A 13,790-nucleotide genomic window follows, 5' to 3' on the forward strand; every position below is an offset into this window, starting at 1 on the left:
CTTCAGTCTACTTTTCTTCGGTCTCGTCGACCGCGTCAGACGGCGACGAGTGCGCGGTCGATGAGGGTGATGACGTTCTCGGTTCCGGCGCGGGTTCCGGCGGTCTCTGCAGCGGCGGCCATCCGTGCGATGCGCTCTCCGTCTCCGAGCAGAGGGACGACGATGCGCCGCACCGCGTCACCGTCGAAGGACGCATCGTCGAGCAGCTCTGCGGCCCCTGCAGCGACGGCCGAGGCGGCGTTCAGACGCTGCTCGCCGTTGCCCACGGAATACGGGACATACAGCGCGGGGATCCCCAGAGCACTGATCTCGCTCACGGTCGCCGCCCCGGAACGGGAGACGATCAGATCGGCCAGAGCGAACGCGAGATCCATGCGGTCGACGTAGCGGTGCAGCGCGTAGCCGTCGACGCCCGGATCGGCGAGGTCGCTGCGCTCACCCGTCACGTGCAGCAGCTGCCAACCGGTGCCCAGGATGTCGCGCCACGAGTCCGCGAGCGCCTGGTTGAGCCGCTGCGCTCCCAGCGAGCCGCCGAACACGAGAAGGACGGGGCGGTCGGCGTCGAGGCCGAAGTACTCCGCCGCCTCCGCGCGCGAAGCCGCGCGGTCGAGGGCGATCACCTCCCGCCGCAGGGGCATTCCGACGACCTCGCCACCACGGAGCGGAGTGCCCTCGAAGGCAACCCCCACCGCGGCCGCACGGCGTGCCCCGAGCACGTTCGCCAGCCCTGGCTTCGCGTTGGCCTCGTGCACCACGAACGGCACGCCCTCACGGCGCGCGGCGACGTATGCCGGCGCAGACGCGTATCCGCCGAAGCCCACCACCACGTCGATGCCGCGCCGACGGATGTGGTCGCGCACCTGGGCGATGGCCCGACGGAACCGCCCCGGGAACGACAGGGCCTGTCTGTTCGGCCGCCGCGGGAAGGGCACCTTGTCGACGATCAGCAGTTCGTAGCCGCGCGCGGGGACGAGACGGGACTCCAGTCCCTCGGCCGTGCCGAGCACGAGCACGGAGGCTTCGGCATCACGTGCGCGGAGACCGTCCGCGACGGCGAGCAGGGGGTTGACATGACCGGCGGTGCCACCGCCGGCGAGGAGATACGAAGTCACCTGGTGACCCTACCCCGCTCGGCTGACTGCTTCTCGGTCACAGGGATCGTCCGTGCGAACGCCAGCAGCACGCCACAGGCGATGAGCACCGCGAGCAGGGCCGTGCCGCCCTGGGACATGAACGGAAGAGGGACGCCCATCACCGGGAAGACGCCGATCACGACGCCGACGTTCATGACGGCCTGGCCGACGATCCACACGGTGATGCCGCCGGCTGCCACGCGGATGAACGGATCCGGTGTCTTGCGGATGATGTGGAAGGCGCCGATCGTGAAGAACGTGAACAGGGCGAGCACGACGATGCAGCCGATCAGGCCGAGCTCCTCGCCGACGATCGCGAAGATGAAGTCATTGCCCGCGGCGGGAAGCCACCCGTACTTCTCCTGGGAGTTGCCGAGGCCGAGGCCGAAGATGCCTCCGGTGGCCATACCCCAGATCCCGTGGATCGACTGGTAGCAGTCCGTGTAGTAGAGCGCCATGTTGTCGCAGGTCGCGGTGATGCGCCGCATGCGGTCCTCGCTCGACAGCGCGTAGGCGAGCACCGCGATGACGCCGAGGATCAGCGGGATGATGAACAGCCGGAGCTTGACGCCCGAGAAGAAGAGGCACCCGAGGAGGATGAGCACCAGCACCATCGCGGTACCGAGGTCCTTGCCCGCGAGCACGGTGCCGATCGCGAGTGCACCGACCGGGATCACGGGGATGAACACATGATGCCAGGTGCCGAGCATCGTGCGCTTGCGCAGCAGCACCGCAGCGATCCAGAGCGCGAGGGCCAGTTTGAGGAACTCGGAAGGCTGCAGGGTGAAGCCCGCGATCTTGACCCAGTTCCGGTTACCGCCGTCCTCGATACCCAGCGGAGTGAACACGAGCATCTGCAGCGCCACGGCCCCGAACAGTGCGGGCCACGCCATCCTCTTCAGGAAGTCCACCGGCAGACGGCTGATCAGGAACATCAGCGGGATGCCGAGCAGCGCGAACACGCCCTGGCGCAGCACGCCATCCATCGGGTTGACCCCCTTGGAGACGGCTGTCGCGCTGGTCGCAGACAGCACCATGACGAGACCGAAGAGGGTGAGGAGCAGCGCGGTCGAGGCGATGAGCAGGAATTCGGTCGACACCGGGGTGAACCGGCGACCGAGCGAGACCCTGGCCGCGAGACCGCCGGACTCAGAGCGCGGAGGGCGGGATACCTGTGTCATCGGCGCTCCCCCGGTCGATCCAGTCCCGCACCGCCTCGGCGAAGCGATGGCCTCGTTCCGCGTAACCGGAGAACTGATCGAAGGATGCCGCCGCCGGGGCCAGCAGGACTGTGCCCTCGTCGTCGACGATTCCCGCGGCGATCTCCACGACACGGTTCATGACCTGTCCAGTCTCGCCAGCATCCACCTCGAACACCGGCACCCCGGGCGCGTGTCGTCGGAATGCCGCGACCACCACGGAGCGTTCGACCCCGATCACGACGGCTGCACGCGCCGTCGTGCCGACCTCGGCGACCAGGTCGGAGATGTCGACCCCCTTCAGATCCCCGCCGAGCACCCACACGGCACCGGGGTACGCGCGCAGCGACGACGCCGCGGCGTGCGGGTTCGTCGCCTTGGAGTCGTCGACCCAGGTGATGCCGCGATGCCGGGCGATCACCTGGATGCGGTGCGGATCGAGGCGGAAGGACTGCAGGGCCGTGTGGATGGCCTCCGGCTCGACGCCGAGCGAGCGTGCCAGGGCACTCGCGGCGAGGATGTTCTGCACGATGTGAGGAGCGGCGAGACCCGCCGCATCGAGATCGGCGACCGTCGTCAGCTCGAGGGCGCTGCGCGAGCGATCGTCGAGGAAGGCCCTGTCGACGAGCAGTCCCTCGACCACGCCGAGATCGCTCGGGCCGGGGATGCCGAGATCGAAGCCGATCGCACGGGCTCCCTCGACCACCTCCGCCTCTTCCACCATGCGACGCGTGGCCTCGTCCGCCTTGTTGTAGACGCACGCGATCCGGGTGTTCCGGTATACGACGGCCTTCGCGTCCCGGTAGGCGTCCGCGCTCCCATGCCAGACGAGGTGATCGTCGGCGAGGTTCAGGCACACGGAGGCGTAGGGGAACAGCTCCCCTTCGGGCCTCGACTGTCCCAGATACCAGAGCTGATGGCTGGAGAGCTCGACCACGAGGACATCGAACCCCGCGGGGTCGCGTACGGCGTCGAGCACCGGCACGCCGATGTTCCCGCAGGGGGCCGCCCGCAGTCCGCCTTCCACGAGCAGCGTGGCGGTCAACTGGGTGGTCGTCGTCTTGCCGTTCGTCCCGGTGATGAGCACCCAGTCCGCCGGCGTGCCGTCGGCACGGACGACCTTGTCGCGCACGCGCCAGGCGAGCTCGACGTCACCCCAGATCGTGACAGCGGATTCCTGCGCCCACCGGATGAGTGGATGCGACGGCGAGAATCCCGGCGAGGCGATGACCACCTCGGGGTCGAACTCGACGAGCACGGGCGGAACCTCGGCGAGCGGGCCCAATTCGAGTCGGGCGCCGATCACCGGGAGCAGTCGCTCGTACTCATCCTCAGCCGACTCGCTCAGCACGAGAACGTCGGCGCCCAGTTCGGCGAGCGTGTCCGCCACCGAGAATCCTGTCATCGAGAGGCCGAGCACGGCGACCCGTAGACCGCTCCAGTCGGCGTTCCAGCTCGTCAGTCCGGCGAGACGATCAGTCGACACGAGTGAGCCATTCGACGTAGAAGAGTCCGACCGCCGAGACGGCGAGCAGCCCGGCGATGATCCACATGCGCACCACGATCGTGACCTCGGACCACCCGCGCATCTCGAGATGGTGGTGGAACGGGCTCATGAGGAACAGCCGCTTGCCACGAGTGATCTTGAAGTACGCGCGCTGCAGGATGACCGAACCCGACGAAAGCACGAAGACGCCGGCGATCACGAGCAGGAGGAGCTCGGTGCGGGTCAGGATCGCCATCGCGGTGATGACGCCGCCGATCGCCATCGACCCGACGTCCCCCATGAAGACCTTCGCCTTGGGCGCGTTCCACCAGAGGAATCCGATGAGGCTCGCCGCGAACGACGCCGCGATGATGGCGAGGTTGAACGGGTCGCGCACTTCGTAGCAGCCGCCGAGGGCATCGGGATCGCCGCCGATGCACGGCTGCTTGAACTGCCAGAACGCGATCACGCTGTAGGCGCCGACGACGATGACGCCGGCTCCGGCAGCGAGCCCGTCGAGTCCGTCCGTGAGGTTCACACTGTTCGAGGTCGCGACCCCGATGATCGAGATCCAGACGAGATAGAGGATCCATCCGAGCACCACGCCGAAGGCGAACAGGTTGAGCCAGGTGATGTCGCGGAACAGCGAGATCGCGGAGCTCGCCGGTGTCTGGCCCCACTTGTTCGGGAAGTTCAGCGCGACGATGCCGAAGGGGATGATGACCAGCAGCTGGCCGATCACCTTCCGCCAGCCCGAGAGCCCGAGGCTGCGCTGGCTGCGCACCTTCATGTAGTCGTCGATGAATCCGACGGCGCCGAATCCGACCATCAGCCAGATCACCAGCAGCGCGGAGAGTGCGGGGACTTCACCGCTCACCAGCACACCGGTGAAGTAACCGACCATCGAGCCGACGATGAAGATGACGCCGCCCATCGTGGGGGTGCCGCGCTTGGCCTCGTGACTCGGGTTGTGGACGGACTCCGGGGTACGGATGACCTGCCCCCAGCCCCACTTCCGGAAGAGCCGGAGGAAGACGGGGGTCAGGAACAGGGTGAAGGCGAGCGAGATCGCCGCCGACATGATGAGAGACCTCACGAGAACAATTCTCCCAGACGATCGCCGAGATGCCGGAGGCCCACGGAATTGGATGACTTCACGAGCACGCGGTCGCCGTCGCGGAGCTCGGTGCGGAGATACTCGAACGCGGCGTCCTGGTCGGGCAGATGGACTGCCTCGCTGTCCCAGGAGCCCTCCCCGACCGCGGCGAGGTAGAGGCGCCTCGCCTCGGGGCCGACGACGACGATCCGCTGGATGTTCAGACGCACGGCGAGCAGCCCGATCCTGTCGTGCTCCTCCCCCGCGCTCTCACCGAGTTCGCTCATGGCTCCGAGGACCGCGACGGTGCGCTCGTCGGGACCGGTGATCTGTGCGAGCGTGCGCAGGGCCGCCGCCATGGAATCCGGGCTGGCGTTGTAGGCGTCGTTGATGATCCGCACCCGATCGCTGCCCAGCGGCTGCATGCGCCAGCGTTCGGCGATCTCGACCGTCTCCAACCGGGCCACGGCGTCGGCCGCCGAGACCCCGAGCACGCGTGCTGCGGCGATGGCCGCCAGAGCGTTGGAGATGTGGTGCGCCCCGAGCACGCGCAGCCGCAAGGGAATCCGTTCGGCGTCGACCTCGATGACGCAGGACGTGCCGGAAGCGGATACCTCGATCTCATGCGCGCGCACGTCCGCTGTGGGCCCCTGACCGAAGCCGACGGTGCGGAGTCCGCGAGCGTCCGCGAGTTCGCGCATGGCCGCGACACGCGGGTCGTCGACGTTGAGCACGGCGGTCCCGGGCACGCGGGCGGCGGCGACGAGCTCGGCCTTCGCCTTCGCCGTCTCCTCGATGCCGCCGAATCCGCCGGCGTGCGCCATGCCGACCATCAGCACGACGGCGACGTCCGGCTCGACGAGTCCTGCGAGGTGAGCGATGCTCCCCGGAGCCGCGGCACCGAACTCGCTCACGAGGAAGCGGGTGCTCTCCGTCACCCGGAGCATGGTGACGGGGGCGCCGACCTCGTTGTTGAACGACTTCACGGGAGCGACGGTCTCGCCTTCCCCCTCGAGGATGCGCGCGAGGAAGTTCTTGGTGGTGGTCTTGCCGTTCGACCCGGTGATGCCGACGATCCGGAGCGCGCCGTCGGCACGGACACGCGCGACGACCTCCCTCGCGAGTGCACCGAGGGCGGCGACAGCGTCCGGAACCACGATCTGGCTCACGGCGACGTCCACCGGGTGCTCGACGATCGCCAGGGCCGCTCCCGCGGCGACAGCCGACCCGACGAAGCGGTGTCCATCGGTCTCGGCTCCGGGCTTGGCCACGAAGATCGATCCAGGCCCCATCGTGCGCGAATCGGTGTCGACGATTCCGTCGACCACGGTCTCGGCCGTGTCTTCACCGGCCACGCGCAGATCACCGCCGACTGCAGCGGCGATCTCAGCGAGCGTCAGGGCGATCATGTCATCTCCATGCGCGGCTCTCGCCGACTATCCGAACTTGGGGAGGAGCTCGTCCATCGGGACAGAGGACGGCATCACGCGATACGTTTTCATCACCTGCGTCATCGCCTTCTGGAAGGCGGATGCGGTGGCCGCGGACGATACAACCTTAGTCGGCTCGTCGAGGGTGACCACGACGACGTACTGCGGATCGTCGACCGGCGCGAAGCCCACCATGCTGGTGTAGTACACCCCGGCCTTGTAACCGCCGTTGCCGTCCGACACCTGCGCCGTACCCGTCTTGCTGGTCACGCGGTAGCCGGGGACCTGGATGCGCTCGGCGTTGCCGCCCTGTACTGCGACGTTCTCCAGCATGCGTGTCAGCTCCGCTGCGGTCTGCTCCTTGACGATCTGCTCGCGCTTCGGGTCGGCTGGCGCGGTCACGGTGCCGTCCGCGGCGGTGCACGACTCGACGAGCGAGAGGTCGATCTTCTCGCCGCCGTTCGCGATCGCCTGGTAGGCACCGGCGAGCTGGGCGGCCGTCACGGTGAAGTACTGCCCGAACGTCGTCGTGTAGAGCGACTGGTTGTCCCAGTCGCTGACCGGGTGCAGGATCCCTCCGACCTCCGAGGGGAAGTCGAGCGTCTTGTCCCCCACCCCGAAGCGCTGGAGGTAGTCGTAGCGCACATCGGGGCTCACCATGGTGCCGAACTTCGACAGGGCGACGTTCGACGAGTCGATGAGGCCCCCGGCGAGCGTGTAGTTGTACGCCGGGTGGGTGAACGCGTCGTTCACGACGGCGCCGTTCGGGAACTTCTCCCGAGAGGCCGCGCTCACCGTGCTGAGCGGGGTCAGGCCCGCTCCTTCGATGGCGGCAGCCGCGGTGACGGCCTTGAACGTCGATCCGGGCTCGAAGTCGTGGTGGAAGATCTGACTGGCCCTGGTCGCCGGTGTCGACGCATCGAGATCGTTCGGGTCCAGCGCGGGCCACTCGGCCGCGGCGCGGATCTTGCCCGTCTTGACCTCGACGACCGTGACTGTCCCGCCCTTGGCGTCCTGCGCCTGTGCCTCTTCGGCGATCATCTGCTGCAGGTACCAGTTGAGGTCGCTGTTGATGGTCAGCTGCACGGATCCGCCGTTCACGGCATCGACCGTACGCTCGCTGCCGGGGATCACGACGCCGTCCTTACCCTTGCGATAGGTCTCCTCGCCGTCGATGGGCGCCAGGCAGGAGTCGTCGAGCTTCTCCACACCGGCCTGCGCCTCACCAGAGTTGTCGAGGAAGCCGAGGATGTTTCCGGCGACCGCGCCGTTCGGGTATACGCGTGTCTCTCGCGCCTTCAGCGACAGGTACGAACCGACTCCGAGATCCCGCAGAGCCATGTACTGCTCCGTGTTCAAGCCCTTCTTGAGAGGCGCGTACTGGCTGTCGGGGTTCTCGGCGAGGGCGTTCGAGACCAGAGCCCGCACCTCGTCGCCGGTCTGGCCGGTGATGGCGGCGATCTTGTCGGAGGCCTCGGCCCACGGCAGCTTCGGCTTCTTCTCCTCGACGAGCATGATGACCTGCGGGCTGAGCTGCGCGTCGTAGACCATCACACTGGAAGCGAGCACCGTGCCGCCGGAGTCGACGATCGACCCGCGCTTGCCCGGGATCGCCGAACTCGCACCGAGGTGCTCGAGGGACTCGGAGACGTGCTCATCAGCGCTGACCACCTGGATGTCGACCAGGCGTACCACGAACGCGACCAGCACCGAGAGGATGACAGCGAGAGCGACGACGGTGCGTCGCCGCGGACCGCGGGTGGCTCGTGTCGTCATGGGATCTCTCCGTCGCTCGTGGGTGTCAGTGCGTCGTGGGGCTGGGGAGGCCGTCGGTGATCGACGGCGGAAGGTCCTGGGTGGGCTGGTCCGTCGCCGTCCCCTCCTCGGTCTCCGCCGGAGGAGGCGGCGGTTCCACGATGAGGGAGTTGCTCACGGCCCCGACACCGGCGGGATTGACGGTCGATGTCCAGTCGGCCCCCGCACCGGTGCCGAAGACGGCACCGTCGCTGAGCCGCAGATACGACGGCGATCCGGCGACGACCATCCCGAGTCCGGCTGCGCTGCTGGCGAGCACCTGGGGCGAGCTGACGCCGGTGAGTTCTTCCTGGAGGGCGTGCGTCTTCAGGTTGAGCTCGCGCTGCTGTGACGAGAGACTCGCGAGAGTGAACGAGTCCTGGGTGATGGCGAGCGACAGCCCGATCTGCGCGGCTCCGATCGCGAGTGCTCCGCCGAGCGCGATGAGGGCGTAGGCGAGCTTCGGCTTGCGGCGGACTGCAGGGCGGGTGACGGGCTGCAGCTTCCGCTGGGGCGTCCTCTCCGGGGCGACCGGCTGCACCGGCTTCCGGACGACGGCATTCAGGCTCATGCGCTCTCCCGCAGCTTCTCGGCGGCGCGCAGGCGCACCGGGATCGCCCGCGGGTTGCGCGCGCGTTCTTCGTCGTCGGCCAGCTCGGCACCTTTGGTCAGGATGCGGAAACGCGGAGCATGTTCGGGGAGCTCGACCGGGAGCCCGGCAGGAGCGGTCGAGGCAGAGGCCGCAGCGAACGCCTGCTTCACGAGACGATCTTCCAGCGACTGGTACGACATCACGACGATGCGCCCGCCGACTGCGAGCGCGTCCATCGCCGACGGGATCGCGTCGGCGAGCACGTTGAGCTCGGTGTTCACCTCGATGCGCAGCGCCTGGAACACGCGCTTGGCCGGGTGACCCGCGCGCTGGGCAGCCGCGGGTGTGGCGGCGATCAGGATCTCGACGAGTTCACCCGACCGCGTGATCGGCTGCTTCTGCCGCGCGTCGATGATGAACCGTGCATACCGACCGGCGAGTTTCTCCTCGCCGTAGCGCTCGAAGATGCGGCGGAGATTGCCTTCGCTGTAGGTCGCGATGACCTCTGCGGCCGTGACGCCCTTGGTCTGATCCATCCGCATGTCCAGCGGGGCATCCTTCGAATAGGCGAAGCCGCGGTCGGCTTCGTCCAACTGCAGAGACGAGACGCCGAGATCGAAGAGGATGCCGGCTGCGCCCTGGGCGTGCAGTCCGATCTCGTCGTACACCGTGTGCACGAGCGTGACGCGGTCCGTGAAGCGGGCGAGCCGCTCCCCCGCGATGCGCAGCGCATCGGTGTCGCGGTCGAGTCCGACCAGACGGATGTTCGGGAAGCGTTCGAGCAGCGCCTCGGAGTGACCGCCCATGCCGAGGGTGGCATCGACGAGCACCGCTCCGTCCGCCTGGAGGGCGGGAGCGAGCAGCTCGACGCAGCGGTCGAGCAGTACGGGGGTGTGGATGTCTCGGAGGTTCATGATCTTTCTCGGGGTGACCTTCGGCTCTGATCCCCCTCCGCTTCTCGACCCGGCACCGGGGAAGTGTGTCGGGGCGGGAGCGGCGGGGCATCACAGCCGTGGTCAGAAGAGTCCCGGAATCACCTCCTGCTCGAGGTCGGAGTAGGTCTCCTCGCCGGCGGCGAGGTAGGCGTTCCAGCTCTCGGCATCCCAGATCTCGGCGTGGGCGCCGACTCCGGTGACGATGAGTTCCTTCTGCAGACCTGCGTACTGACGCAGGTGCGCCGGGATGGTGATGCGGTTCTGGCTGTCTGGCATCTCCGCGCTGGCTCCGGAGAGGAACAGTCGCATGAAGTCACGCGCCTGTTTGTTCGCGAGCGGCGCCTGACGGATCCGCTCGTGCATCGCCTCGAACTCGGCCGTGCTGAACACGTAGAGGCACCGTTCCTGGCCTCGGGTGACGACGATGCCGCCGCCGAGGTCTTCGCGGAACTTCGCAGGAAGGATGACCCGTCCTTTGTCGTCCAGCTTCGGTGAGTGCGTACCCAGCAACATCGGCCACCACCCCCTCTGCGTCCGGCCAACTCGAGGTGCGCCCCACTTTACTCCACTTTCCTCCACATACCTACGACCAATCCATCGGAAATCAGGGTCTATGCCGACAGGTACGCCGAACAACCCCGGAATTCCGGGGTGGAGGAAGGTGGAGGGTGAGTGGAGGGCGAGTGGGGGACGGACGCGGCGAGCCGGCCGGCGGCGAACGCGGTCAAACGACAGAAGCCCGGATGCTCAGCATCCGGGCTTCTGTCGTGAAGTGTGTGGGGAGGTCAGTGACCGTCCTGGCGGCGATCCCATCGATCGTTCATCCGATCCATGAAGGAGGCCGATTCCTGCCGCTTCGGGGCGGAACGCTCACGGGGCGTGGTCGCGGTGGTGCGTCGCACTGGCGTGACGGCGACCATGACACCGGCGAGCATCGCGGCGAATCCGACGACACCGACGACGATGCCCCAGACGCCACCGAGAATGACACCGGCGACCAGACCGCCGACACCGGCGAGCAGGAGGAGTGCTCCGTAGACGAGATTTCGGTAGCTCAATGCTCGATCGCCGGACGGCGCGGTCACGACGTCGGCATCGTTGTGGAGGAGATGGCGTTCCATCTCGTCGAGCAGACGCTGCTCCTGTTCGGAGAGTGGCATTTCGTCCCCCTCGGGTATCGTGCCTCCCATTCTACGCGCGCCGAGGCGTCCGGGGCTAGCAGTTCGACGTCCCCTTGCTTTACGTATGCTGGGAGTCGTGCCGTCATCCTCCCCCGTCCCCGACGCCGTCGCCACGCACCTCGCACGCTTCCTCGCGCGGATGCGTGAGGAAGCCTCGGACTACGGCCCTGACGCGGCAGCATTCCTGGACGCCGCCGCCGGCACGCTCGACGGCGGCAAGCGCCTTCGAGCCCGCTTCTGCCATGCGGGGTGGCGTGCCGTCGCGAAGTTCGATGACCGCGACGCGGCGGAGACCGATGCGCTGTGGGACATGTGCACCGCGCTGGAGATCTTTCAGTCGGCCGCGCTCGTCCACGACGATCTGATCGACAACTCGGATACCCGCCGCGGTCGCGCCGCCGCGCATCGTGCGCTCGAGACGTCTCATCGCGCGGCCGGGTGGTCCGGAGATGCAGAGCAGTTCGGCAGGGCATCCGCGATCCTCCTCGGCGACCTGCTCGTCGCATGGAGCGATGACCTTCTGGAATACGCACTCGAGGGCCAGCCGCATGCGCGAGCCGTGCGCGCCGAGTACGCGCGGATGCGAAGGGATGTGACCACCGGCCAGTTCCTGGACATCGCAGAGGAATCGGCCTGGAGCGTGAACGACGGAAGTCTCCACGCCGAGAGGGCGCTGCGCGTGGCATCCCTCAAGTCCGCCAGATACAGCATCGAGCAGCCGCTCGTCCTGGGTGGCGCTTTCGGCGGAGCCCACGAGGACCAGGTCGCCGCACTGCGGCGCTTCGGCCATCCGATCGGCCTGGCATTCCAGCTCCGCGACGACGTGCTCGGCGTGTTCGGCGACGCATCCGTCACCGGCAAGCCGGCGGGCGACGACCTTCGGGAGGGCAAGCGCACGGTGTTGATCGCCCTCACCCGACAGGCTCTCGACGCCTCCGCACGGAATCTCCTGGACGAGATGCTCGGCGACCCCGCTCTGACATCGCCGCAGGTGTCGTCCCTGCAAGCCACGATCACTGCTTCGGGCGCGCTGGACCAGGTCGAGGCGATGATCGCCGACTATGCCCTCGAGGCCGACCGTGCGCTCTCAGGCGCCCGGCTCGACAACGCCGCCGTCGGCGAGTTGCGTGATCTCGCACGCGCGGCCACCGTGCGCGCGTCCTGACGGGCTTCGTCAGGCGAGAGTGCGCGCGAGACGCCGGACCGAGCTCTTGTGCCCGGCCAGCAGGGCGGCGATCGGCGAGCGCCCCAGGCTTTCCTCTTCGGCGAGCAGCCAGTCGATCAGCTCGTCGTCGGTGAAACCGGCGTCCTGCAGGACGATAACTGTTCCGCGCAGAGAACTCAGCGGGTGGCCGTCGACGATGAACACCGAGGGCACGGCGAACGTCCCGCTGCGACGCGACCCCACGAGGTAGTGCTCATCGATCAGACGACGCACTCGGCCGAGGGGCTCGTCGAGCACCTCGACGAGGTCGGGCATCGTCAACCACTCGACATCGGCAGCGGCAGGGGTTCCAGCAACGTTCTCAGACACGTTGCCCACTATCTCACCTCCGCCCGGCCGCCGCATATCGACCCATCAGTCACATCCGTCACTTGCGTCACTTCTGTTGACTTCTGTTTACATCCGTGTCAGCGTGAAAAACTCGAAAAGGGGGCAAGCCTTGACAGTCAAGACCGCCACGCGTCGAACGCGATACCTGCCTATCGGAGTGCCTGCGGCGGTGCTCGGAGCCCTGGCGACCACGCTCACGGCGGCACCGGCCCACGCGGCTTCTCCGTCGGATGCTGCCGCCGTCGAGCGTCCACGTCTTCTCCCCGCGCGCGCGGTGCCCACCGAGGCCGCTCCACCCAGCTACGTCGTCCGCCCCGGCGACACCGTCTCCGCCATCGCCACGCGCTTCGGTCTTCGAGCGGTCGATGTCCTGACCTGGAACGGCCTCTCCTGGCGTTCCGTGATCTACCCTGGTCAGACCCTGACGCTGCTGCCTGCGGCCCCGGCAGCGACACCCGCAGCCACGCCCACCGCCGCGCCGGCGCCCCCGGCCTCGGCCACACATCAGGTCGTCGCCGGCGACACCGTCTACGCCATCGCGCAGCGATACGGCACCACCGTCGACGCCGTCCTGTCGGCGAACGGCCTCACGCGCGCTTCGATCATCCTTCCGGGCCAGAGTCTCGTCGTCGCCGGCACCGCAGCACCGGCAGCCGCGCCGACACCGGCTGCTGTCCCCGCAGTCGCTCCCGCATCCACCGCGACGCACACCGTCGTGGCCGGAGACACGCTGTTCGGCATCGCACAGAAGTACGGCACCACGACGCAGACGCTGTACGCCGCGAACGGCCTCGGCCCCTCGTCGATCATCTACCCCGGCCAGACGCTCTCTCTGCAGGCGATGCCGGTAGCGGCTCCCGCCCCCACCACCGCTTCCGCCTCGGCCGGCGGCCAGCAGACGGCGACGCTCACCGCGGAACAGGCTGCGAACGCTGCGCTGATCATCCGCGTCGGTCGCGAGCTCGGCGTCTCGGACCGGGCGATCGCGATCGCCCTCGCGACGGGGATGGTCGAGTCCGGGCTGCGCAACCTCGACTGGGGCGACCGTGACTCGCTCGGCATCTTCCAGCAGCGCCCCAGCACCGGGTGGGGAACGCCCGCGCAGATCATGGACGCCGAGCGGAGCACACGCGTGTTCTACGGAGGGCAGGCCGACCCCAACGGGCAGGTGACGCGCGGGCTCCTGGACATCCCGGGCTGGGAGGGCATGCCCTTCACCGAGGCGGCCCAGGCGGTGCAGATCTCCGCCTATCCGGACAAGTACGGCCAGTGGGAAACGCAAGCCTATGCCTGGCTCGCTCTGCACGGCTGACGACATCCGGGAAAACCCGAAGGCCCGAGGGGTGAGCCGCTCCCCTGCCTTTCAGGCAGTTCTCCATAGAATTCTGA

General features: G+C 68.0%; 13 protein-coding genes. 2 read left to right on the plus strand and 11 right to left on the minus strand.

Translation table 11 applies throughout. The features are described 5' to 3' along the window. Nucleotides 1-35 precede the first annotated feature (35 nt). From DW307_RS14350 to DW307_RS14395, 10 genes are all read right to left on the minus strand, one after another. Entirely contained in the window at nucleotides 36-1,112 is a 1,077-nt protein-coding gene (locus DW307_RS14350) for a UDP-N-acetylglucosamine--N-acetylmuramyl-(pentapeptide) pyrophosphoryl-undecaprenol N-acetylglucosamine transferase (protein WP_029264913.1), read from the minus strand. Then, on the minus strand, nucleotides 1,109-2,314 hold the full coding sequence (ftsW, locus tag DW307_RS14355; protein WP_029258350.1) for a putative lipid II flippase FtsW: 1,206 nt from the start codon (nucleotides 2,312-2,314) through the stop codon (nucleotides 1,109-1,111). The genes DW307_RS14350 and ftsW overlap by 4 nt, the downstream gene beginning before the upstream one ends. Continuing rightward, a complete protein-coding gene (murD, locus tag DW307_RS14360) occupies nucleotides 2,283-3,818 on the minus strand; it encodes a UDP-N-acetylmuramoyl-L-alanine--D-glutamate ligase (RefSeq protein ID WP_029258351.1) in 1,536 nt (511 codons plus the stop codon). Before murD ends, ftsW begins: the two co-directional genes overlap by 32 nt. Next, complete coding sequence (mraY, locus tag DW307_RS14365) at nucleotides 3,808-4,914, minus strand: phospho-N-acetylmuramoyl-pentapeptide-transferase (protein ID WP_029258352.1); 1,107 nt, start codon at nucleotides 4,912-4,914, stop codon at nucleotides 3,808-3,810. The genes murD and mraY overlap by 11 nt, the downstream gene beginning before the upstream one ends. After that, nucleotides 4,911-6,323 (minus strand): UDP-N-acetylmuramoyl-tripeptide--D-alanyl-D-alanine ligase, encoded by a 1,413-nt coding sequence (locus DW307_RS14370; RefSeq protein WP_136025035.1) that lies wholly within the window; start codon nucleotides 6,321-6,323, stop codon nucleotides 4,911-4,913. Before DW307_RS14370 ends, mraY begins: the two co-directional genes overlap by 4 nt. A 27-nt stretch (nucleotides 6,324-6,350) precedes the next feature. Further along, on the minus strand, nucleotides 6,351-8,120 hold the full coding sequence (locus tag DW307_RS14375; RefSeq protein ID WP_136025036.1) for a peptidoglycan D,D-transpeptidase FtsI family protein: 1,770 nt from the start codon (nucleotides 8,118-8,120) through the stop codon (nucleotides 6,351-6,353). 25 nt (nucleotides 8,121-8,145) lie between these two features. Next, nucleotides 8,146-8,709 carry a hypothetical protein gene (locus DW307_RS14380; RefSeq protein ID WP_029258355.1) on the minus strand — a complete coding sequence of 188 codons (564 nt, stop codon included), beginning with the start codon at nucleotides 8,707-8,709 and terminating at the stop codon, nucleotides 8,146-8,148. Continuing rightward, entirely contained in the window at nucleotides 8,706-9,644 is a 939-nt protein-coding gene (rsmH, locus tag DW307_RS14385) for a 16S rRNA (cytosine(1402)-N(4))-methyltransferase RsmH (RefSeq protein WP_029258356.1), read from the minus strand. Before rsmH ends, DW307_RS14380 begins: the two co-directional genes overlap by 4 nt. Nucleotides 9,645-9,746: 102 nt before the next feature. Next, nucleotides 9,747-10,178, minus strand: coding sequence for a division/cell wall cluster transcriptional repressor MraZ (mraZ, locus tag DW307_RS14390; protein ID WP_017830220.1), 432 nt, complete (start codon nucleotides 10,176-10,178; stop codon nucleotides 9,747-9,749). A 272-nt stretch (nucleotides 10,179-10,450) separates the two neighbouring features. Continuing rightward, nucleotides 10,451-10,825: a DUF3040 domain-containing protein gene (locus DW307_RS14395; protein ID WP_029258357.1), complete on the minus strand. Its 375-nt coding sequence runs from the start codon at nucleotides 10,823-10,825 to the stop codon at nucleotides 10,451-10,453. Nucleotides 10,826-10,922: 97 nt separating this feature from the next. Between DW307_RS14395 and DW307_RS14400 the strand changes: the two genes are divergently transcribed. Beyond that, complete coding sequence (locus DW307_RS14400) at nucleotides 10,923-12,011, plus strand: polyprenyl synthetase family protein (protein ID WP_240750667.1); 1,089 nt, start codon at nucleotides 10,923-10,925, stop codon at nucleotides 12,009-12,011. A gap of 9 nt (nucleotides 12,012-12,020) precedes the next feature. On the opposite strand, the gene DW307_RS14405 is transcribed toward DW307_RS14400, so the two are convergent. Then, nucleotides 12,021-12,389 (minus strand): Rv2175c family DNA-binding protein, encoded by a 369-nt coding sequence (locus tag DW307_RS14405; RefSeq protein WP_342588939.1) that lies wholly within the window; start codon nucleotides 12,387-12,389, stop codon nucleotides 12,021-12,023. Between the two features lie 121 nt (nucleotides 12,390-12,510). Between DW307_RS14405 and DW307_RS14410 the strand changes: the two genes are divergently transcribed. Then, on the plus strand, nucleotides 12,511-13,713 hold the full coding sequence (locus DW307_RS14410) for a muramidase family protein (RefSeq protein WP_205810511.1): 1,203 nt from the start codon (nucleotides 12,511-12,513) through the stop codon (nucleotides 13,711-13,713). Nucleotides 13,714-13,790: the final 77 nt, after the last annotated feature.

The sequence above is a fragment of the Microbacterium sp. K27 genome (genome assembly GCF_004794435.1).
GTDB lineage: Bacteria > Actinomycetota > Actinomycetes > Actinomycetales > Microbacteriaceae > Microbacterium > Microbacterium maritypicum_A.

Excerpts from the sequence above, each read along its gene's own strand:
- DW307_RS14375 (WP_136025036.1), bottom strand. The coding sequence starts at position 8,120 with ATGACGACACGAGCCACCCGCGGTCCGCGGCGACGCACCGTCGTCGCT.
- rsmH (WP_029258356.1), bottom strand. The coding sequence starts at position 9,644 with ATGAACCTCCGAGACATCCACACCCCCGTACTGCTCGACCGCTGCGTC.
- DW307_RS14395 (WP_029258357.1), bottom strand. The coding sequence starts at position 10,825 with ATGCCACTCTCCGAACAGGAGCAGCGTCTGCTCGACGAGATGGAACGC.
- mraZ (WP_017830220.1), bottom strand. The coding sequence starts at position 10,178 with ATGTTGCTGGGTACGCACTCACCGAAGCTGGACGACAAAGGACGGGTC.
- DW307_RS14380 (WP_029258355.1), bottom strand. The coding sequence starts at position 8,709 with ATGAGCCTGAATGCCGTCGTCCGGAAGCCGGTGCAGCCGGTCGCCCCG.
- ftsW (WP_029258350.1), bottom strand. The coding sequence starts at position 2,314 with ATGACACAGGTATCCCGCCCTCCGCGCTCTGAGTCCGGCGGTCTCGCG.
- DW307_RS14370 (WP_136025035.1), bottom strand. The coding sequence starts at position 6,323 with ATGATCGCCCTGACGCTCGCTGAGATCGCCGCTGCAGTCGGCGGTGAT.